The organism is Natronorubrum bangense (assembly GCF_004799645.1).
In the GTDB taxonomy this organism is placed as follows: domain Archaea; phylum Halobacteriota; class Halobacteria; order Halobacteriales; family Natrialbaceae; genus Natronorubrum; species Natronorubrum bangense.
Window position 1 is genome coordinate 29,235 of sequence record NZ_CP031308.1, and the last position, 19,614, is coordinate 48,848.

Genomic DNA, 19,614 nt, shown 5'->3' on the forward strand with positions numbered 1-19,614 from the left:
GAAGGGATGTCACCATTGAGACACGGCCGTATCGGTATCCCGTCGCGCCCGTAGTGGTGTTGATGCGGCACTGCAACAGTATCGCGACTTCTCTCAGAGTGAGAACGTTCCGATCTGGAGCGAAAGCGAGATCGACGGATCGGTTTTTCCCGCTCGCGCTGGAACACCGTCCACGCACATGGACGTAACCGAAAACATGGTTCGGGATGTCTGCACGGACGCGGTCTTCGAGCGCGGCGAACGATACCTTGCTGAGGGCCGTGTCCATGAGATTCACCGCGTCGACGCCACCGTAACCGCCGTCGTGAGCGGCAGCCGTCAGTATGATGTCCGTGTTGACCTCGCCGCCGACGGGTTTGCCCCGTGGTGCGACTGTCCGTACGACGGGCCGGGAACGTGCAAGCACGTCGTCGCCGTGTTGCTTCGGTGTGTTGACGACCGTCCCCCAGACGAAGGCGATCGACTCGACGCTGCACTCAACGGTGCCGACGCCGACGAGCTCCGCGCGTTCCTGCGTGAAGAACTCGTGACCGATGCGGACCTCAGCGATCGGTTTCTCGCCCATGCCGGTGGGTCAACGAGGCGGTCGGTCAACGAACTTCGCACCTCGATCGATCGGCGGTTTGAGGAGACGAACCCTGAGTACGACGTCGTTTTCGAGCCGGTCGACTTCACGCAGTGGTTCGATCTCGCGAACGAGTACCGCAAGCAGGAGCAGTACAGATCGGCGATGATCGTCTACCGGGGACTTATCGAGTCGCTTGACGACAACATGGAGCGCGTCGACGGCGCATACGACCACTTCTCGAGTGCGTTCAGACGGGCACTCGACGGGTACGTCGACTGTGTCGTGGCCACGGAACGCGACGCCGACACGGTCACAGACGCCGTCGCATTCCTCGATGAGCGAGCGACGTCGGGAACGCCATTCCTCGCGGAGCACTTCGAGCGGGCAGCGGCCGAGCTCCGAGAAAAGGTAGGCGAACAGTCCTGCGAGTAGCTCACGCGGCGTCGACGACGTTCGGAGCGCGTCATGACTGGTCCGCGACGAGCGATACTTGGACTCGCCGATATTGAGGGGCACCGCGTCAGTGAGGGCGGCGACATCAATGGTCGTAGCGCATCATACACCTAGTGATGTATTGGAGAGTGTTACGAGGTGTCTTCGCGTAATTCAAGAAGAAGTCGCGAGCACGGTCACCCTGACGTTGAAATACCATCCCGGCAGAACCTACGAGCCAATCGATGTACAACCGAGATTCTGACTTTGAGGAGCTGCGGCCGACCGGCGAGGCGACCCACATACCAGACGATAAGCTGAGCGGATGTGGGGATTGGGAGGCCCGCCGGCAGCGTGTTGCATCAACCAGTACAGGATATCCTGACCAGCAGACCGAGTCTGAAAACAAGTGTCAATCCTGTGGGGCATCGATTCCGACCTCTCAGACGAAGTGCCGGTTCTGCCTCACAAACCATCTTGATGGAACCAGCGACGAGAGTCCCACACCAGATACTGAGTGGATACTACTCCATATCGTCCATCTGCTCGTCGAGGCGTCGACGTTCTACACCGCCGTCGCGAAGGGTGCTGCTGCGGCCACGCTACTCACGAAGGCTGACAGGGACCCAGCGGTCGACAACTGCCAACTGATCTACGACCTCGATGTAGAGCCCGCTGCACAGCTGGCCGACAAGTGGCCCTCGCTGCCCGAAGCAGTTCGAGCTACCTCCGAAAGCGGTGAACAGCTACTCACCGCCGCTCGTGAGCGGACGGGACAGACAGATTCGACGCATTTGCGGAATGAAGGGGCGCACACGACGTTCCTCTACGACGAGGGTGGGTACGACATTTGCGTCGAAGGTCGGCTTACAGCCCTACTGGAGTGCGCGGAGAACGACGTCTGGTTGGTGCCAGCAATTGCACTTCAGCGATCCGTCGACGACGAGCACTTAGAGGATCGTCAACCCAGTGCTCCCTCGAAAACACGTCTTGAATGTCGCAAGTGTGGTCGAATGACTGAGCATCAGTTCCAAGAGCTCGAGACTGTCCCAAATGACGAGTGGTCGGGCCAGCCAATGTGGAATTGCCAAGTATGTCAGTCTCCTCGTCACGGACCAGATCCCGAGTAGGATAATCGGCTGAGTAGTATCTTAACCAACTCAGAATGTAGATGCCGAAAACTGTTGGTTAAGACTTGTCGCGTACGAACGTACCGGTGGCTAGTACACGCTCCACTACATTCACTGGGGCGTAGCGAACCTAAAGCTCAAACACCACATCACAGCTGAAACGCCGTTCGGTGGCGAAGGCACCGACTCCAAGTGGGCGAAACAGCTGCTGGCGGAACTGGCCGATGGCCTCGAGGCAGATGCCGTCGAGCCGAAACCCCGCGCCACCGGCCTCACGCTCGACGAGATCGTCGCTGACCACCTCGACTATCTCCATCACGAGGCGTTTTTCGTGGTGTCGACGACGTTCGAGGTGACCGCGTATCGGACGCTGTGGTTCGGCCTGCAGTACGACTCGGAGACAGTCGAACAGGGAGAGACAGTCGGGAACGGAGCGCTCGCGACCGTGCGCTGGTACGATGGCGAGCCGGTCGGCGACGGCCACCTGCAGGGACAGTTCACGGCCCTCAAAGACGTCGTCGACGACATGATCGACAAAGGCGTGTTCACGCTATCGACGACGAGGCAGTATGTAAACTACCCCGCCCTACTCCCTTGGCGCTCCGCGCCTCGGTCCTTGAGGGTGGGGCTTTGATGTGGACTCCCGGCAATCAGTCACCGCCAATAGGCTGGTGACTCTCGCCGTTCACCGTCCCACCATTCAGACGCACGTCTACTAGTGCGTCTCCGCTCCCCGACGTGGGCGAGGAACGGAGTCTGTGTTTCTGCTTACGGGCGCACCGTAGCCCGACATTCTTCGCCGCGTTGTAGTCCGCGTTGACCTTGTATCCACACTTCTGGCACTCGAAGTGTTCGCCGTGGCGGTTGTCCTCATGCGTGAACCCGCAGTCCGTCCGAGAACAGCGTTGGGACGTGTAGTTCGGCTCGACTTGTTCCACGGAGACGCCCTGTTCGGGCGCTTTGTACTCGACGTACTCGACGAGGCGTCGGAACGCCCAGAAGTGGTGCCACTTCGCGTGAGGTAGCCGCTTTCGAATGTCGGTCAAGTCCTCGAACACGATAACGTCGCACTCGTGTTCGACGGCCTCTGAGACGATTTCGTTAGCGACCGTGTGGATGTACTGCTTCCGCCATGCTTCTTCGCGCTTGCCGAGTCGAAGCAGGGCGTTGTGCGCGGCTTGTGTCCCGCACTGTTGCATCTCTCCACGTCGCTTCTCGAACTCGCGGCACCAGTGGTCGTAGTCGTCTCCGTGCCAGAAGCGTCCGGTGGATGAGACGGCGAGACTGTTGACGCCGAGGTCGATACCGAGGACTGTTTGGTGCTCGGAATCTTCCGAAACCTCTCCGTTCTCACCGCCGTCGCCTTCGGAGTCGTACCTCCGTGTGGTGATATGGAAGTAGAACTCATCGTCCACTGGGTCGTACTGGAGCGTGCTCGCTCGGAACTCGAACTCGTCGGACAACACGTACTGCTCGTATGGCGTTGGACTGTCCGAGGGGAGTTCAAACTCACACTCGAGACGTCCATTAACAGTCGAGAGCGAGACTTTGTTCCGGTAGAATGTGGCGCTTCGCTTGTCGTAGAGCATACTCCACGACGTGAACTCCGGTTGGCTCACTCGATTCCCCTGTTTCCACCGTTCGGCGCATCCTTTGACGGCCTGGACGGCGCGTCGGATGGCTTCTTGGACGAGGTTCGCGGTGAGGTCGGTTTCGTCGCGGAGTTTGTCGTAGAGAGCGTCTCGTGCGGTCGTGTTGGCCGTGACGCATTCGGTATAGGAGTCGTCGGACCAACAAAACTCTGCGGCACGATTGGCGCAGTGAAGGAACTGGCGGGCGGATTCGTGGAGGTCGTCGCGTCGCTCGTCGGGAACGACGAGTTTGACGGGGGCGGTACGCCGGACCTCCATATTTCAGATGTAGTGCTGACGGTTCTTAACTACTCGGGAATCAGGTGGTCGCAGTATGCCGGTTGTGTCGGACTATGTCGGTTTCCTCTCCGGCCTACTCGCTCATTCCATTCGCTCCTTGAGGCCGGAGGCTCCACCTGAAAACGCTGAAACGAAAGCTGGCCGAGCGGATCGGAGACCGACAGGAGCTACTTATCCCGACTGGCGAATCACCCCTCGAGAAAGCGAGCCTGAACCACTCCTAGGTCGGTCTGCTTCGTGGCAACTGCTGTTTTTTCAGGGGCAGGAATGGGTGAGCCCCTACGTGGGCTCGTGATTCCATGACCGAGCAACCAGCCGACGATCCGTTCCACGACTGCGAGTTGAGCCCCGAGGCAATCTTGGGAACGCACACCTTCGAAGACGTCCTATTCACCGACGAAACGGAGACACCGGTGAACGTGCTGACGGGCCAAACGCCAGCGCACTCGCAAGCGACCGTCGACGAAGCACGTGAGTTCGCAGCCAGTATTGACACCGACACACCACATATCGCACTCCCAGCCTCGGTGGAGACCCAGATCGAGACCGCCAGCAAGCCCTACACCGCAGCCGCATTCTTCCATTTCAAGGCAATCGGCTCGCTCGAACTGCATCGAACCTACCACGCGGCGTACAAGTCAGATGGGTTCTCGGTCGCATTCGAGGCCAACTACGAATCTGGGGATCTGACCATCACCGTCGAGCGTGCGAACGACCCCTGAGAGAGGGAAGTGCCGAGAGTGGTTTTTGTGCGCCGGCGATGGGTGCCGGCGCAGTACGGGGTGAGCGAACGACGAATCCCAGTGCGTCGGCGCTTCGAGGTGTTCGAGATGCATATGGTAATTTACGCGCTGGTAGAGGCATCGACAGAAGACGAAGCGCTATCCACCGGAAAGGCGGTGTTCGAACGACTGGTCGGCGCCGATCCACACGCCTGCGCTGTGTTTGACTACTTTGTCACCTTTGACGACGAGGACACAACCATTGCGGGCAAAGCACGGTGGGGCGACCTCCCGATAGCGGCGGCCGTCGATTCCGAGAAAGGGCAAAAACTGCTCGATCGTGGATGGGAAGCAACGAAAGCGGAGTTCGAGCGGAATCTCGATCAAGTGAGAGAGGCACTTGACGAGCTCTCCAGCGAGGATATCATGCGCGATGAGAGCCTTGCTCGGCACGCGTTCCACCAGGTCGGCGCGTACGACGGACCGACGATCTTCCTCTACAACGAATACGCGAACGGCATCCGGCATCGCGAGCAGTTGGATCGACTCCTTGAGGAAAGTGAGGATCTCTGGATTGTGCCCGCGGACGTCCACTTCTGATCGACTATGCCCCGAATCACTAACTGGCGACGGGAGAGCCGGACGACCACACTCAAGTACCGGAACGCTGAGACCGGAGCGATAGCGGTTCTACACAGAACTCCAGACTCGTACATCTACAAATGGCGAGGAGCGATCCTCGTCGATGGGTACCCCATCTGGTCGCGAGGGTACGAGACAAAAGACGCGAAATCGTTCCGTGAAGAGCTCCGCGAACGGCCAGCGCCCGAACCGAGTTGTCCCGAGTGTCCGAACGACGACGTCCTTGTCGGTGAGAAAGCAGCTGACGGCGCGAAAGTACAGCGCTGGTTCGTCTGTCCCGACTGCGGGTACGAAACGCCCTCGCGAATCGTGTACGGCGCCGAGCGCTGATTGATGGGAACGTATCTTCGGTGACGTTTATTTTGGGCCGGAATGGGTGGCCCGTCTCAATCGGGCCAGATCCACAGATGAGTCTGGAAGTCATCGACCGCCACAGCGAAGCACTATTCGAGTTCCTCTGGTGTCCGGTCTGCGGGCACGAGATATTCAGTCACATCCCCTTCGAGGGGATGTTCTGCAAGAACTGCAATACGCAGGTTAAACTGCAAGAGCATTGATCTTTAGCTAAACCTCAGCGGTCGGTTGGATGGTGGTAGCGAGTTGTTCTTGGAGGATTGGTCGTTGCTTGTGGATCTTCTGAGCGTCTTCGATCAGTCGTTGTAGCAGTGGCGGCGGTGAGTAGGCGAGATATTCTCTCAGTTCACGGAGGATGAGCTGGGCGTGCGACCGAAAGGTCGCCGCCCAGCGTTCCGGCGGGAACACGATCCCATCATCAGCGTGCTCGATGACCAGCCCGAGCAAATCACGACTCACGACCAATGATAACAACGCTGCGTACAGCAGAATCTCTACGATATGCTTCTTCGTTGTGTCGAACTTGTCTAGCTCGTACTGAGTCTTGAGTTCTCGAAACAACAGCTCTACTTCCCATCTACATCGGTAGATCGTCGCTAGATCGGCCGGGAGAAACTCTTCCCGAGACAGGTTCGTGATGTACAGATGATAGTCGTCGTCGTCCTCGTTGCGGACGCCGACGACGCGGAACCGTTTCGTATCATGTGACTGCGTGCCCGCGTACTCTCGCCGGTCGAACTCGACCTCGACTTCCACGTCGATGTATTTGCGGGAAAGGTCGTCGACGATGTCAAAGATTTTCTCGCCTTCCAAGGGAATGGCGCGGCCGCGCCATTCCCGTAATTCCTCGGTTACAACCGGGTTTGCGCTCTTTTTCAGCCGGCTAACAAAGTAGCCGTCGTTCTCGTCGATCAACGCGAACCGCCGGTACTTGAAGTAGGCGAGATCGAAGATCGCTAATCGTTCTTCCAGCCACGAACCTGTGTTGAACAACGTGCTGTCATGCGTTTTCTCGTCTGTGACGCTGAAGTGTTCGACCGTCTGATCAGTGACGTTGTGGAGCAGGTGGAGCTTCGCTCCAGCCTGCTCCTCGTGACGTGCTTTGTACTCTTCAGAGAGCAACTCGTGCAACCGCAGGACGGTTCCATCAGCGATCATCACGTCCCGAAAGCGGTCGAACTCATCAGAGACGGTGTGAGGCACAGCGACCTCGTCGAACCCGTATTCGACGAGGTCGCGGAGGTACTCTGCGAGTGTCGGAGTCAACCGCTGATAGAAACCACCCGGAGAGATCGACTCGTCAGCAGTGGAGTTGTAGGTTCGTCTGAAGGCTGCAAGCGTTCGGCTTTCGCCTGCGGCGAAGCCGAACGCAAACGACCAGACAAGTGGCGGGAGCTGAAGCTTCCCCTCGCGCTCGACCACGCCGACACCTTCGGCGTGGTCTTCGAGTGCTTCAGAAGGAAGGAGGTTAGTGAGACGACGTTCAATATGACGTGAGGAGGGTTCTGTGTGCACAGCTGAATCCTCCTCATTCCTTCCGAAAAGTTGTCCCGATAAGCCGCCGCAGTCATGCGATTCTTCGCTTAGCTAAAGACGGATGAACTGCAAGAGTCACGGGAGACACGCGGCTACGAGGAGGCCGTCCTCGCCTGCTTCAATACCGCCATGACCTGGAATCTCCACGTCGACGAGAAGCTCCGTCGCGATCTTCCGGATGGATCGGCGCGGGTGAAGGTCTTCGGCGCACCGGGTGCCTACCAGGTCGACTGGTGGAGTCCGAAGCCAGATGTGGACTGGACACCTGTCGAGCGCAGAGAGTTCGCCGACGTCGAGGAGCCTGAGGAGGTCTCCCACCTAGCTTAACGAGAAAATTTTCGTTGTGAGAGTGAGCGGTCACTCCACATTCCCCCGTTGGGACGGTCCGACCGACGAGGCCTTCGAGCGGGCCAGCTGGCGATTCCACGGGTCGCTCGAGGACGCACTCACAGAACCGGTTCGGAACGAAGCAGACGTCAAGTGAAATCCCAAATCGTATTTATACAGTTAAGGTTTAGAAAGACCCAGATGATTACGAAGGCCGGACTCGCCGTGCTTGACGCGCTGAGTACCGGCCGTGAAGCGACACCGGAGGAACTCGCGGCTGATACCGGGTATTCACGAGAGTATCTCTACGACGTACTCGATGAGTTGCTCGCAGCGGGATTGCTCTCAGAAACCCGTGGCCCCAGCAATCAGCGTCGAGTCCGCATCGCGGAACATCCCGTCGCCGAAGCGTATCGAACGCTCCAGTCGGAGTTCAGCCACGTAGACTGGACGGAACTGCTCTCCCCAGCCACACTCCGCGTGTGTTGGTATCTCGATAGGCCACGGCATATCGCTGATATCGCAGACCGGCTTGGAATCACCCGACAAGGTGTCCACAGCGCGTTATCACCGCTCAAGCACCGAGCATTACTCTCCAGATCCGATCCGAAGTACACCCTCCGTGACGAAGTCTCGCCGCTGCTGGCGTTCGCTCGGGCCACCGTAGAGCATGAACATCGAGCACGAGTCCGGGAAATCGCCCCCAGCGCCACGATCGCGTGGTGCGATCCGAAGCGATCCCTCGTCCGCGTACAGACCGCTGAGGATGCGGACGCGCTCCAAGCAGCTCCAGACTGGGAGATGACCGGACTGGGCCGGTTTGCAGCGTATGGTCTACAGTTTTTCCTCGCCGGCGAGCCTCCGTTCTGGTATGCTCCAGACGAGGAGCTAACGCCTGCTGAAGCCGTGTGCCATACGCTCCTTCTCGGTAGCGGATCCCGTCGCGTCAGTTATTCGATGCTGTTGATCGAGACGCAAGATATCGATCAAGAAGCACTCATCGAGACCGCACGGTGGTACGACCTGGAACCTACTGTGGACGCGTTGTATCGGCCACTTCAGGGTGACTACGACAGGACAGATGATCTGCCAGTCATCCTTCCAAAGAAGGACGAATATATGGCACTCAAAGAGCAGTACGGAGTTTCGTAACAACAACGCCCGCAGCCCGGCGGAAAATTGCGACCGATTAGATGATGCCGCCGATCACGAGAACGCCGAGGACGATTAACAGGGTCGCAACCACACTCCCGCCAGCCAGCAGCTTGTTCTCCATTGCCTTCTCGTGGAGTGGCATCTCTGCGTACTCCTCTCGGAACGACTCGAGATTCTTCTCGTCGTAAAAGTACTTCGTCTTCAGCGCGAACCGTTCGGTCACCGCACAACCTGTACAGACCGGTTCCTCTTCGAGCCGTTCGGTCTTGATGTGGCTGTCGCAGGCGATCGCCCCGCAGTTCGGACAGTAGGTGTACGTCCCGTCGACGCCGCTCGTCTCGCAGTGGACACACCGATGGATCCCGTCCTCCAGAGTGACCCGTGAGGGGCCAGCGGCATAGTGTTCGTACGGATACGAATACTCCAGTATCTCTGTCGTCTGCCGAACCTCAGGTAGATACACCGCCTCAATCGATTGCACTGAGATGTCCGAGAGATTCGGCTCACACGTCTTGTTGTAGGTGACGTTGTTGTCGCCGGTATAGGTCACCGTCGTCGTGTGGTAGTCCTGAAGGCGGTCAACAGCCCACTCCTTGTACTCCGTTTGGGTCTGGCCAAACCGGCGCTCCTCGACGTCATCGAATACCTCGGTAAACTGCCCGGTATCGAGGGGGACCGTCGCGTGGAAATTCTCGGTGACCAGCGTCGCGACATCGTCGTCGGCCACCTTTGGATGGCCGCGCTCAGCGTGGACAACGAACTGTGTGCGGTCGTTGATCCGGTGGATGACACCGACGGAGGTCTCGAAGACAGTGTTCGTGTCGGCGGTGATCGCGACCACCGGCCGAAACGTTACCTGCGAGTGCGGCACCGGCAGATCCGCGGCCTCGATGTGCTCGATGTCGCGGAACGCCTCCTGGACAGGTGCGTCGACATCCACCGCCGGGTCGTACGGCCGTAGTGTCTCGTCACAGAGGATCTCGATGCGGCCGTTGTAGAGATCGAGACCGATCTCGTCGGCGATCTCCCGGAGGTCCTCACCATCGATCAGCTCGATGGGATGGGGATCATCGTTCTGCTGGAGACGCTGGGCGTACTCCTGGGCGGGATTCGTGAACCGGCCGGTCGTCACGACCATCCCGCGTTTCGGGCCGTCAAAGTCGAACGTCGCGATCGCCGAGTGGAGCTTCTGGACGACCGGGCGCCCGACCGTCCCCGTGTGCTTGCACTCCACGATGATCGCGCGCCGAGTGCCGTCGACGACCTCCTCCATGATGACGTCCCGGCCCTCGTCAGCGGTTCGCTCAGCCTGACGGACGTTCTCGTACCCGAGATTTCGGAAGACGTCCTCTATCACGTCCTCAAACTCGAACCCTGAGAGATCGTCCAGTACAGCCATCCCGATATACCTGAACAGTACGTTGCAACTGCCAAATACGTTGCCGAACGCAGTCCCGTCCTGTTTTTGAACCCCCGAGAGGGGTGCGGGGGTAATCGGACGAGCCTCCCGCGAACCAACCTATGAGTGGAATCAGCGACCCACGTTCGCACGTACAGTCACGGACCTCGGCTGATCCCGACGTCATCTACGTCGGTTACCGTCGTCGAGGCCGCGCTATCGTCGAGAACCAATCGGACCAAGAACAGCTCACGCCAGAGCGGAGTCTGGAGGTGGCGAATCACAGTCCTTCGGGATTCGAATGGGGATATGGTGGCAGCGGGCCGGCCCAACTCGCACTCGCCCTCCTGCTCGATTACACTGATAACGAGGAGTTGGCGCTTGCGGAGTACAAGGCGTTCAAGACCGAAGTAGTGAGCCAGCTAGAGTGTACAGGACCCGACGGCTGCTGGCGACTCACCGGCCGCGAGATAGATGCAGCCCTTCGTGAGATAGTCGACGATCCAGTCGCACCGTCCGTCAACTAACGATCAGAGAGCAATCAATGTCAGAACACACCCAGCAGCCACGTACGGGCCTAGAATCGCCGCAGAACCGTGAGTGTCAGGCACCAACCGAGTACGTCGAGCGAAGCGATGTTGGCGTCTCACTCACGGTCAAACTTACTCGCGGTACTGGCACCCGCGATCAAGACAAGATCACGGCCAAAGTGAAGGGTAAAACGCTCGAAGACGCCCGCGAAGATATGGAAACCCTCCGCGAGTATATCCACGACCTCGCTGAGGACACTCGCCAGATCCAGCCAGCCGACCCACACGAATAGTATTTCTTTTGACTATTGCACAGAATTGTGTAGCCATAGAATGTACGAAGTGTGCGGTGAGAAGGAACTCAAGGTCATCCTCGCACTCGACTCAGATGATTCCATCTCCGGTGTCGCGCGGAAGATCGACGAGAACCGAGAGACGATTCGTCGCGTCGTGAATCGGCTCGAGGAGGCGGGATACGTCGCGTACGACAATGGGAACCATCTCGTCGATCAGACACTCCGAGACGCCGGTCTCGAATTTCTGACGGCGGCAGCAGACATCTCACCACCGTCAATTTCAGAGGCGTATGTCCTCCCGCAGTTCGCGGGGATGGAGTATGCATACACTGGCATCGATGCGGTCTACGTCTGGACCCGCGGTGGCTACCAGGTCGCTCGCGACCCAGAGGACTATCCGCTGTTCATCGCCGTCCACGAATCCGAACTCGACGCCTGGACGGAGTTCTTCGATCGATTCGGAATCCCGACTTCGGAAGAGCGCCAGCCTATCGAAGATCTCGATGGCGCCATCCAGGTCGTTCTGGAGCCACGGTCACAGATCGATGCCGAGATGGTCGACGGACGGTCCGTCATCCCGCTCAAAGAAACCGTTGCGTTCGCAAACGAGCACTACGCGCACTTCCAGTCAGCACTCGACATGCTCGGCCGTATGTACGACGAGGTCAACACTGACGCGAACTACCGCCCAAACTAACCTGGGCTGCCAACAGAGTATCCAGGGATGTTTAATTCATTGTAGAGCAATGGCGGAGACATGGCCACGGATCTCACCGAACGGGTGCTCTCGCGGTACGTGAATGACAAAATCGATCGAGAAACAGCGATCGAACTCGTTGGACGTGACTGCGTCAAGCGTGCAGAACGCGAACTGCAGGCAGTCGAAGACGATGTTCGGTGGGGTCTGAGTGCGTGACGTGCAGCTGATAGCCGGTCACGGAAGCAGGTCAATCTAGAGCCTTTTTTTTCTCGCCTCAAAAGCGCGGAGGCGAACATCAGTGAGTGATTCATCAGATCAATCTGTAGAATCGGGCGGTCTTACGCCAAAACAGCGTCTCGAGCCACCAAACACGCGGCTCATCAACGCCGGTATCGTGACGATCAACGACATGGAGACGTTGCGAGCCTGCGTTGCCTACGAGAATGCAAACCTGGGACGCGTTCAGATCCTCCGCCGGCTTGAACAGCAGGCCAATGAAATCCGCTCACAAGAGGACTGACGGGACATTCGGAAATGTCTGTCGGAGCCTTAATGGGTGTTAGCTCGAATAATTGGCCCACCGAATTAGAGTTTTGACTATTATAGTTCAGACTATTATAGTTCTGCCCCTAACTTCGGAACACGTATGTATCTCCCACCACGACTGGGAGTATGGACCAGTTCGTCAATCGTATCGATGAACTCGATCGGTTGCAGGCCCTCTATGAGAGTGACGCTGCAGAACTCGCAATTATCTATGGGCGCCGCCAGATCGGCAAGAGCGAACTCGTCCGCCAATCGATTGCCGACCGCGACGATGCCGTGTACTATCAGGCAGTCCAAGGAACAGCGACGACACAGCTCAGGCGATTCGTCGAGGCAGCAGCGACGACCTACCCAGACATCACGGCCGTCAAAGAGGAATGGGAACCGCTCTTAACGTACCTCACCGACAGAGACGCCATCATCGTCATCGACGAATTCCCGTACCTCATTGAATCGAACGAGGGGCTTCCGTCGGTCATTCAACACCTGTGGGATACAGCTGTCGAGGAGAGTCAGGCGACGCTCGTACTCACAGGCTCTGCAATCGGCATGATTCATACCCACGTCCTCGATGGCGGTGCGCCACTCTACGGCCGGGTATCCCAGACACCGAATGGCCGCCTCGAACTCACCCAGCTGCCGTTTCGTTCCATCCAAGAGTTCGTGCCGACGTACGATCCCGAAGAACGGGTGTTCGTCTATGGCGTCTTCGGCGGCACACCCCGATATCTCAGCCCACTCGATCCATCACAGAGCCTCGGAGAGAACATCACGCGGCTGTTGTGCGACCCGGATGGCCCACTCCACGACGAGCCCGAAACCGTCCTCCAGATGGAGCTCAACGAGGTGAACACGTATTTCTCCGTCCTGGAATCGATGGCCAGCGGGAACCGCAGTCGAAACGAGATCGCCCAGGGAGCCGGCATCGAGAGTACCAACACGTCGTACTACTTCGACCGGCTGGAAACGCTTCAGATCATCGAGAAACACTACCCAGCACTCGCCGACCCGGCACGCAGCAAGCGGACGCGATACCAGATCCGGGATCCCGTGTTCCAGTTTTACTTCCGCTATCTCTACGGCCGCGGGGGACAGTACGAACTCTACGGCGAGAACGCCTACGCAGATCTCATCGAACCGGAATTGCCCGACTTCGTCAGCGAAACGTTCGAATCGCTCTGTCACCAGGCGGTGCCGGCGCTCTATGCAGACTACCAGCTCACACAGGTGCCAAGCCAGTGGTGGTACAAGGGCTGGGAGGTAGATGTCGTCGCACCAACTGACAAGTCAACGCTGATCGCTGGGGAAGCGAAATTTACCAACACCCCCCTCGGTTATGACGTGCTCGCTGACCTCGAAGACGACGTGGAGCACATCGACTGGACGCCCACCACAGGCGGTGAGCCGACGTATGAACTCGCCTTATTCAGCCGATCCGGGTTCAAACGCTCGGTCGAGGAAGCTGCAGACGAGCGTGATGATCTTCGTCTCTTCGATCTATCTGATATCGTTGCTGTTCTTGAGAGTGAAACCGACCAGTAACGCCAGAGGGTAACAGCTGGGAATGGTTTTTCGAACCCTAAGGGGGCGCGAGGGAATCGAACGTACCCCCATAGGTGAATAAATGAAAGAAACCACTGAGACGACAGCGTCTCGAGTACCGATCGCTCTCCATAGCGCCGAACTCCCCGTCGACGAGCATTCCTTTAATTAGTTTTTCTAGTCATCCATCTTGCTGTCAGCAGGACGGATCTCTTCTTCGACTCGAAGACTCTGATGGCATATTGAACAATATATTGGAATCGGGGCATTTGGCGATCTCATCGGACGTTCCACTGCTGGAAGGTAGGGGGATATACGTCCTCGTGTGTTAACCAACAACGAGAAGCGAGAACCTACGATTGTTGGTTAAGAAGTTTTGCTGGTTTGCTCAGCCCGTCTCGATTCCATGGTCTACAACCCTATCGACAATATACAAGTACATCTAAACCCCTTCTCAACAGCCGCAGGCTGACGGCAAACCGATATGGTTCATCTATCGAATCGGGTAGTCTTACACCGGAACAGCGTCTCGAGCCCCAAACACGCGCCTCATCAACGCCGGTATCGTGACAATTCACAAAGACCACGGCGTGCGCGTATTTAGTTGGTAGTTGCATCCTCAACTTGTTCAAGCGCAGCACGGAGAAGGCTGACCGCTGCTGGCCGATGAAGCGGCTCGTTCTGATTTCCACACTGGCTGCTCATCAAGCATGCGGGACAGCCAACGTCGCGCCCGCAGTCACAGCCATCAATTCGCTCAACAGTCCGCAGGGCGACCGCCTGGAAGTGTTCGTAGACACTGTGTGCGAACCCGACACCGCCCTCGATCGCATCATGAATGAACCACACCGGAGCTCCGACTTCGTGATGACGAAGCGTGGACAGTCCCCCCATGTCGCTGTTGTCTAACCGGAGTTCCAGCGGTGCCATCTTGATCATACCATGCTCGCCACCGTGGAGCCCACCAACTACAGTGTATTCTTCTTCACCCATCGATGCGAACTCTGCGCCCTCATCCGGTTGAAGATAGGAGCTTCGCGGAATCTCGCGCAGCACCCGAGTAACGATCTCCTGGGGGAATGCGATCCACATGAGCTGCGTGCGGAGGGAAATCGGATCAAGATCAATGGGAATCAGCGGTTCGACGACTTCACCAGTGTGCATGTCGATGACGTTGTAGGCAGTGTAATTGATATGCACCGTTCCCATGCCGGCACAGAGTTGATAGCCGCCGTCTAGATCATATGATCGCTCAACGTCCAAGTCGGTGATCTGTTTGTCATGGATCGCCTGGGTATAGTTCGTGGAATTCGAGCGTTCGACGGTGACGTACGGGTTGATGCGGTCCTCAACGACTTCCTGAACTTCGTACTGGTCCCCGTCATACAGCACCAACGCGCCGGGATGATACTCTCGGTACACACGCTCTTTGTCGAGGGGCTCCATGTCGATCTCTCCGTCCACCTGCCTCACATCGTATTGCTCGTCAGTGGTCGCGTACAGCGAAATTCCACTCTGTGGGCGGGCGGTCCCGTTGTACTGGGCGCCCCGGTCCAAGTCTCCAACCATCTGCCCGGCAGCCTGCCACATGTCGATCGCTCGTGCAAGCCGATCCCGTGGGCCGAACCACTCGGTGTCCGCTTCAGTGAGGGGGCGTTCAGATGCAGCACAGAGGATGTGCTTAGCGTACACCGGGTTATTCGAGAGATCGATGACGGCATCCTCCACGTTCTCTTCAAGCACGTAGTCGGGATTGTTTAGAATATACTGGTCGATGGCGTCTGATTGGGGAACAAACACGGACAGTGAGTCGGTGGTACCCCGGCCTGCACGGCCGATACGCTGCCAGAATGATTGCCGGGTGCCGGGATAGCCAGCGAGTACTGTCGCATCCATTGACCCGATATCGATTCCCAGTTCCAGCGCACTGGTCGAGATTACCCCGTCAACCTGACCACCGTTCAACTGATTCTCAACGGCGCGTCGCTTCTGTTTGCTGAGCCCAGCGTGGTACGGTGCAACGTCGATATATTTCCCATCTGGATGGTCCCGGGCGGCTTCGATGGCGCGCTTGACGCCAATCTCCGTGCCTTGCCGCGAGTCGGTGAACATCAGCGTCTGGACATCATTTTTCGCCAAGTGCACCAAAGCACCTGCAGCTTCATCATCTGCGTTCTCTCGCATTGAGGGGAGAATCTCGTCCTCATCCAACTCGCTGACTAACTCGTCCGTCTCCTGGATCGGAGGCTGCCAGAAACCGATCTCCCGACGGCCGTGAGGACTACCATCCTCGTCGATAACTTGGAACTCGGCCCCGGTCAGATGCTCGGAGTGTTCCCGAGGGTTACCGATCGTAGCAGTTGAACAAACCAGCTGCGGATCAGAACCGTAGTGATCGAGCAAACGTCGGAGCCGACGGATAACCCATGCAACGTGCATCCCGTGAACTCCGGTATAGGTGTGACACTCGTCGATAGCCATGAGTTCACAGTTCTGGAAGACGTCACGCCACTTCATGTGGGAGTCGAGATACTGGTTGATGCCTGCGAAGTTCGAAATAACAACATCGACGCGGTCTCTGATGAGTTTCTTCCGATCCTGCTTCGTATCGCCATCGTAGGTTTCAGCGATAGCGTCGATATCAAGCTGGTTGAACAGGTCGTTGACTGCTCGTTCTTGATCCGCGCTCAGTGCTTTCGTCGGATACAGGAAAAGGGCGCGAGCGTCCGGATTTTGAATCTTCAGGAGACAGAAATAGATCGCGTAGATCCAGGTTTTCCCCGAAGCGGTGGAGGTCGCGACGGTCGCATTGTTGCCCGCTTGCAGCTCTCGAATCGCCTCAGCCTGATGGCTGTAGAGGTCATTTTCAAGGTGGTCTGCAAGCCCATCCGGTAGCACGTCTGTAGCTGGGACTGTGTTTGCTGCTCGTGGTGGGTCCGCTATTGTGTCGACGAGTTGCCCCTTGTAGTTGGGGAAGGTCTCTTCGAGTGTTTCGATATTCAGGACTGCGTCAAGCGACGGAGTTGGGTTTTGGCTCATGAATTAGAAATCGCTAAGGGTTCCTTGGGACGTGGAGTTCCTATTCGACGAACGAGTTCCGCTACTGTTTGAGGTCATTCGGTTGGTCGAATCATTGATTTTGTGATAAATGTGCGCTAACGCTCGGACATCGTCTTCGCAGTATCGTTTGTGTCGCTCCCAATCTAACTCGGTGGCAGGGCAGGGGTTTGCAGCATAGCGTTGGAACAATCGGGCGACTTCAGCACCAGTCAGACCAGTATCGAGTGGTTCCCAGCCGAGCGCCTCCGCGACATCCTCCAGTTTATTCGTCAACCCAGGTAGTGTCGCGTTGTTCTCTCTAACCGCCCAGTCGTAGAGATCGAACCGGTACGTACTTTCCCAGAAGTCGAGGTATCTGGGGCAATGGTCCGCGATATGTTCGTTGATCACGGGGAAATCAAAGTTCCAGCCGTTGTAGGCCACAATAGGCTGATCTTGCCCGAATTCAGCGAGCCACGACAGAAATGCTTCAAGCGCCACCTCTGGTTTTGATGGATCCGTCTCGATGAACGGCATGTATCGGTCGTTCTGGGCTGGAAGGTAGACACCGATGAGCCAGACAATTGTGGGATTGAGTCCATCGGTTTCGATATCAATAAAAATTGGATCGCTCTTTGGCAGGCTTGCACCCGGTGCCTTCCGCACCTCGCCTTGCTCGATCACCTGTGCGGATTCGATGGCCGTCCGGGCAGTTGCTTGGCCTAACCCGGAGAGTTTCGAGATCTCGTGGACCGACGATGTCGAGAGGTCTTGCCGTGAGTGAATGCCTGCCTGGTAGAGCGTCTCTACCCGTGATTCACCGATCTGGTCGACGGCTTGCAGCCCGAATTGCTCCAGCTTTCTTGTTTTCCCGCCGACAACGCCGTCGGGTTGGAGTTCGAAGTGTGCGACACCGGCATGGATGGTTCCTTGCTGTTTATTCGTTCCAGGCATAACGCCCTGGACATCAACGCTCTGCCACTCCGCACGATATTCCGGATTTGCTTCAATCGTGAGGTGTGTGAATTCGCCTACGGCATCATGCTCAGCGAGCACCGCCCGGTACTCTGTAAGGCCGTCAAGTCGCGCCTCTAAATCGATGAGGTCGACGGAAACAGCGAGCTGATCCGAGAGGAGGAATATCTCTGAGCACCCTTGATCCGGGTTCGTCTGCATATTTTGAATGACGGTCTCAAGATCTCCGGGGGTAGAAATCCAGACCAACTGGGTGTCATTTGTTCTTGCTATTTCGATCGGTTTGCCGGAGTTGAGCGGTTGGGTCATCACCCGTACAGAGTCCCCGAGTTCAGCCCTTAGGAACGGCTCGTGGATCCGGTGAGGGGTGAAGACGACATCGGAATCGAAGTAGCGGACGATATCTTGGAGCTGGTTCCCTCTACAGCGCTGCATTGTCACCTCCGGCAAGACCGTCAACCCGATCATGATTTGCCACCGGATCGACTGTTACGCACGGTTCTCATCCGTGGTAGTTCTGGGTTCGGCTGCGCGTCAAGTTCGATGATAAGCTTGTCCATGAATAGGTTACCCCCGTTCTTCTCCTTGGGCCAGCGCGAGGTCACACCCAGAGCGGAAGCGACAGCTAACACATTTCTTCCAGTGATTGGCACCGGACGGCTCGCCGCCGTCACGCCAAAAGGCTGCATATGCACGGAGTTGCCTACCCCGCTGAATGTCCCGTTCGTAAGCAAGCGTATGTTGGCGGATGTTCGGGTGGAGTGTTGACTTCTCGTTGAGTTTGACCGCAATATCGTCGCCGTCTTCGGCTGCGAGCAGGAGTTGTGCTCTGCTCACCTCGACGGCGTTGAATTTGGACTGCGGGTATTTGAGATAGCGGGTAGAGAGGTCTGAGACATCGAATCCGATTCGATCTAGTAGGTTTCCGTGACACCATAAGAGGAATCTCTCATTCGGAAAGAGCTGGTCAAGATACCGGTCTTTGGTTACGCCACGAACGAGCGTCAGTTGAACCGGTTGACTGTCTACGAACCGAAGAAAGGTCGGCCGCCCCACCAAAATCATGTTCACGATCTCATGAGCGAGTGGGAAGTAGATCAATGAGACATCGCCTGCCTGAATATCGTCCCAGGCGTCCGCGAGTGTGTACTCATCATCGGTGGTCCCCGTCATTTCGACCAGTTCATTATGTTGTTCCTGTGCACGGATGAGTCGCTCTGGGAGGGATTCCTCATCCGGGATTTCAGCACGCTCAAACTGTGCTTTTTGCTCGCAGTAGTGTTGGGTCTCCAGAGTGCTGAACGGGATGATTCGCTCTCTGTCATCTTCCGAGATTGACTCGAACAGCGCTAACTGGTGTCGAGCAATTTCGGTGGGTGGTGTCGAGTGCGTCCGATCGCCAGCCATATGACAAATTACTCCTGCATACCCCATAGGGTTCCCTATTTTCCAAAATCGGCCGCAGTCTATCGATTTGGGTAAAATAACCAACACTTCATTTAAGTACGAAGTCCTCAACTTGATCCCCTACAATCACACGTACAGTAATTGCATCAGTACCCCTCTTCGAACGTATCAAGCATGGTCTGCAGGGTGGCAACCCACACCTGCCGCTGTTCCGCTACGAGTGGTTTTTCGCGCCCTCCAGAGAGGCGAAGGCTCTAAATCGGGTTCTCCAAGATGGTGATTTTCCGTGAGTCAGTGACAGCGTCCGACTGGTGTCTCGATCGGGAAGATTCCAGCCGATATCGCAAACACACAGTCAGGGGTGGTCAATCCCAGCGAAGTGC

19 protein-coding genes and 3 pseudogenes are annotated in these 19,614 nt (G+C 57.2%); 16 read left to right on the plus strand and 6 right to left on the minus strand.

The window, feature by feature from the left end:
- Window positions 1-178: 178 nt before the first annotated feature.
- The 3 genes from DV706_RS20445 to DV706_RS20455 all read left to right on the plus strand — a co-directional run bounded on the left by DV706_RS20445 (window position 179) and on the right by DV706_RS20455 (window position 2,764).
- The gene (locus DV706_RS20445) at window positions 179-1,000 is read left to right on the plus strand and encodes an SWIM zinc finger family protein (RefSeq protein ID WP_006065510.1); all 822 of its coding nucleotides are present in this window, start codon (window positions 179-181) and stop codon (window positions 998-1,000) included.
- 245 nt (window positions 1,001-1,245) lie between these two features.
- The gene (locus DV706_RS20450) at window positions 1,246-2,130 is read left to right on the plus strand and encodes a biosurfactant protein 1 (protein ID WP_006065511.1); all 885 of its coding nucleotides are present in this window, start codon (window positions 1,246-1,248) and stop codon (window positions 2,128-2,130) included.
- A gap of 109 nt (window positions 2,131-2,239) precedes the next feature.
- Window positions 2,240-2,764, plus strand: a complete 525-nt coding sequence (locus DV706_RS20455; protein ID WP_049889714.1) for a DUF6735 family protein — start codon at window positions 2,240-2,242, stop codon at window positions 2,762-2,764.
- Window positions 2,765-2,780: 16 nt separating this feature from the next.
- Here DV706_RS20455 and DV706_RS20460 read toward each other — a convergent pair whose 3' ends face one another.
- Window positions 2,781-4,040, minus strand: coding sequence for an RNA-guided endonuclease InsQ/TnpB family protein (locus tag DV706_RS20460; protein ID WP_006065514.1), 1,260 nt, complete (start codon window positions 4,038-4,040; stop codon window positions 2,781-2,783).
- A gap of 146 nt (window positions 4,041-4,186) precedes the next feature.
- Between DV706_RS20460 and DV706_RS22595 the strand changes: the two are divergent.
- The 5 genes and pseudogenes from DV706_RS22595 to DV706_RS22600 all read left to right on the plus strand — a co-directional run.
- A pseudogene (locus DV706_RS22595) lies at window positions 4,187-4,285 on the plus strand (DUF6735 family protein); the annotation flags it as partial.
- A 75-nt stretch (window positions 4,286-4,360) separates the two neighbouring features.
- Window positions 4,361-4,783: a hypothetical protein gene (locus DV706_RS20465; protein WP_006065515.1), complete on the plus strand. Its 423-nt coding sequence runs from the start codon at window positions 4,361-4,363 to the stop codon at window positions 4,781-4,783.
- A 108-nt stretch (window positions 4,784-4,891) separates the two neighbouring features.
- The gene (locus DV706_RS20470; protein WP_006065516.1) at window positions 4,892-5,383 is read left to right on the plus strand and encodes a hypothetical protein; all 492 of its coding nucleotides are present in this window, start codon (window positions 4,892-4,894) and stop codon (window positions 5,381-5,383) included.
- A gap of 6 nt (window positions 5,384-5,389) precedes the next feature.
- The gene (locus DV706_RS20475) at window positions 5,390-5,755 is read left to right on the plus strand and encodes a DUF7568 family protein (protein ID WP_006065517.1); all 366 of its coding nucleotides are present in this window, start codon (window positions 5,390-5,392) and stop codon (window positions 5,753-5,755) included.
- Between the two features lie 77 nt (window positions 5,756-5,832).
- Window positions 5,833-5,976 (plus strand): annotated as a pseudogene (locus DV706_RS22600) (DUF7567 family protein); the annotation flags it as partial.
- Between the two features lie 13 nt (window positions 5,977-5,989).
- Here the strand turns inward: DV706_RS22600 and DV706_RS20480 are convergent.
- Window positions 5,990-7,294 carry an IS4 family transposase gene (locus tag DV706_RS20480; protein ID WP_083902013.1) on the minus strand — a complete coding sequence of 435 codons (1,305 nt, stop codon included), beginning with the start codon at window positions 7,292-7,294 and terminating at the stop codon, window positions 5,990-5,992.
- An 84-nt stretch (window positions 7,295-7,378) separates the two neighbouring features.
- Between DV706_RS20480 and DV706_RS20485 the strand changes: the two are divergent.
- Window positions 7,379-7,642 (plus strand): annotated as a pseudogene (locus DV706_RS20485) (DUF7567 family protein); the annotation flags it as partial.
- A gap of 201 nt (window positions 7,643-7,843) precedes the next feature.
- Window positions 7,844-8,794: a MarR family winged helix-turn-helix transcriptional regulator gene (locus DV706_RS20490; RefSeq protein WP_006065867.1), complete on the plus strand. Its 951-nt coding sequence runs from the start codon at window positions 7,844-7,846 to the stop codon at window positions 8,792-8,794.
- Window positions 8,795-8,831: 37 nt separating this feature from the next.
- Here DV706_RS20490 and DV706_RS20495 read toward each other — a convergent pair whose 3' ends face one another.
- Window positions 8,832-10,196: a restriction endonuclease gene (locus tag DV706_RS20495; RefSeq protein ID WP_006065868.1), complete on the minus strand. Its 1,365-nt coding sequence runs from the start codon at window positions 10,194-10,196 to the stop codon at window positions 8,832-8,834.
- A gap of 122 nt (window positions 10,197-10,318) precedes the next feature.
- On the opposite strand from DV706_RS20495, the gene DV706_RS20500 reads away from it, so the two are divergent.
- From DV706_RS20500 to DV706_RS20520, 6 genes are all read left to right on the plus strand, one after another.
- Entirely contained in the window at window positions 10,319-10,723 is a 405-nt protein-coding gene (locus tag DV706_RS20500; RefSeq protein ID WP_006065869.1) for a DUF6166 domain-containing protein, read from the plus strand.
- 17 nt (window positions 10,724-10,740) lie between these two features.
- Window positions 10,741-11,019 carry a DUF7389 domain-containing protein gene (locus DV706_RS20505; RefSeq protein WP_006065870.1) on the plus strand — a complete coding sequence of 93 codons (279 nt, stop codon included), beginning with the start codon at window positions 10,741-10,743 and terminating at the stop codon, window positions 11,017-11,019.
- A gap of 40 nt (window positions 11,020-11,059) precedes the next feature.
- Complete coding sequence (locus tag DV706_RS20510) at window positions 11,060-11,719, plus strand: helix-turn-helix domain-containing protein (protein ID WP_006065871.1); 660 nt, start codon at window positions 11,060-11,062, stop codon at window positions 11,717-11,719.
- A gap of 60 nt (window positions 11,720-11,779) precedes the next feature.
- Window positions 11,780-11,938, plus strand: coding sequence for a hypothetical protein (locus DV706_RS21600; RefSeq protein ID WP_006065872.1), 159 nt, complete (start codon window positions 11,780-11,782; stop codon window positions 11,936-11,938).
- Window positions 11,939-12,020: 82 nt separating this feature from the next.
- Window positions 12,021-12,242: a hypothetical protein gene (locus DV706_RS20515; RefSeq protein ID WP_006065873.1), complete on the plus strand. Its 222-nt coding sequence runs from the start codon at window positions 12,021-12,023 to the stop codon at window positions 12,240-12,242.
- A 152-nt stretch (window positions 12,243-12,394) separates the two neighbouring features.
- Window positions 12,395-13,810: an ATP-binding protein gene (locus DV706_RS20520; RefSeq protein WP_006065874.1), complete on the plus strand. Its 1,416-nt coding sequence runs from the start codon at window positions 12,395-12,397 to the stop codon at window positions 13,808-13,810.
- 600 nt (window positions 13,811-14,410) lie between these two features.
- On the opposite strand, the gene DV706_RS20525 is transcribed toward DV706_RS20520, so the two are convergent.
- The 3 genes from DV706_RS20525 to DV706_RS20535 all read right to left on the minus strand — a co-directional run bounded on the left by DV706_RS20525 (window position 14,411) and on the right by DV706_RS20535 (window position 19,231).
- The gene (locus DV706_RS20525) at window positions 14,411-16,849 is read right to left on the minus strand and encodes a DEAD/DEAH box helicase (protein ID WP_006065875.1); all 2,439 of its coding nucleotides are present in this window, start codon (window positions 16,847-16,849) and stop codon (window positions 14,411-14,413) included.
- A 3-nt stretch (window positions 16,850-16,852) separates the two neighbouring features.
- A complete protein-coding gene (locus DV706_RS20530) occupies window positions 16,853-18,292 on the minus strand; it encodes a ribonuclease H-like domain-containing protein (RefSeq protein WP_006065876.1) in 1,440 nt (479 codons plus the stop codon).
- Window positions 18,293-18,391: 99 nt separating this feature from the next.
- A complete protein-coding gene (locus DV706_RS20535; RefSeq protein WP_049889759.1) occupies window positions 18,392-19,231 on the minus strand; it encodes a hypothetical protein in 840 nt (279 codons plus the stop codon).
- Window positions 19,232-19,614: the final 383 nt, after the last annotated feature.

Coding starts and splice junctions, on each gene's coding strand:
- DV706_RS20445 (WP_006065510.1), top strand. CDS start 179: ATGGACGTAACCGAAAACATGGTTCGGGATGTCTGCACGGACGCGGTC.
- DV706_RS20450 (WP_006065511.1), top strand. CDS start 1,246: ATGTACAACCGAGATTCTGACTTTGAGGAGCTGCGGCCGACCGGCGAG.
- DV706_RS20460 (WP_006065514.1), bottom strand. CDS start 4,040: ATGGAGGTCCGGCGTACCGCCCCCGTCAAACTCGTCGTTCCCGACGAG.
- DV706_RS20465 (WP_006065515.1), top strand. CDS start 4,361: ATGACCGAGCAACCAGCCGACGATCCGTTCCACGACTGCGAGTTGAGC.
- DV706_RS20470 (WP_006065516.1), top strand. CDS start 4,892: ATGCATATGGTAATTTACGCGCTGGTAGAGGCATCGACAGAAGACGAA.
- DV706_RS20475 (WP_006065517.1), top strand. CDS start 5,390: ATGCCCCGAATCACTAACTGGCGACGGGAGAGCCGGACGACCACACTC.
- DV706_RS20490 (WP_006065867.1), top strand. CDS start 7,844: ATGATTACGAAGGCCGGACTCGCCGTGCTTGACGCGCTGAGTACCGGC.
- DV706_RS20495 (WP_006065868.1), bottom strand. CDS start 10,196: ATGGCTGTACTGGACGATCTCTCAGGGTTCGAGTTTGAGGACGTGATA.
- DV706_RS20500 (WP_006065869.1), top strand. CDS start 10,319: ATGAGTGGAATCAGCGACCCACGTTCGCACGTACAGTCACGGACCTCG.
- DV706_RS20505 (WP_006065870.1), top strand. CDS start 10,741: ATGTCAGAACACACCCAGCAGCCACGTACGGGCCTAGAATCGCCGCAG.
- DV706_RS20510 (WP_006065871.1), top strand. CDS start 11,060: ATGTACGAAGTGTGCGGTGAGAAGGAACTCAAGGTCATCCTCGCACTC.
- DV706_RS21600 (WP_006065872.1), top strand. CDS start 11,780: ATGGCCACGGATCTCACCGAACGGGTGCTCTCGCGGTACGTGAATGAC.
- DV706_RS20520 (WP_006065874.1), top strand. CDS start 12,395: ATGGACCAGTTCGTCAATCGTATCGATGAACTCGATCGGTTGCAGGCC.
- DV706_RS20525 (WP_006065875.1), bottom strand. CDS start 16,849: ATGAGCCAAAACCCAACTCCGTCGCTTGACGCAGTCCTGAATATCGAA.
- DV706_RS20530 (WP_006065876.1), bottom strand. CDS start 18,292: ATGATCGGGTTGACGGTCTTGCCGGAGGTGACAATGCAGCGCTGTAGA.
- DV706_RS20535 (WP_049889759.1), bottom strand. CDS start 19,231: ATGGCTGGCGATCGGACGCACTCGACACCACCCACCGAAATTGCTCGA.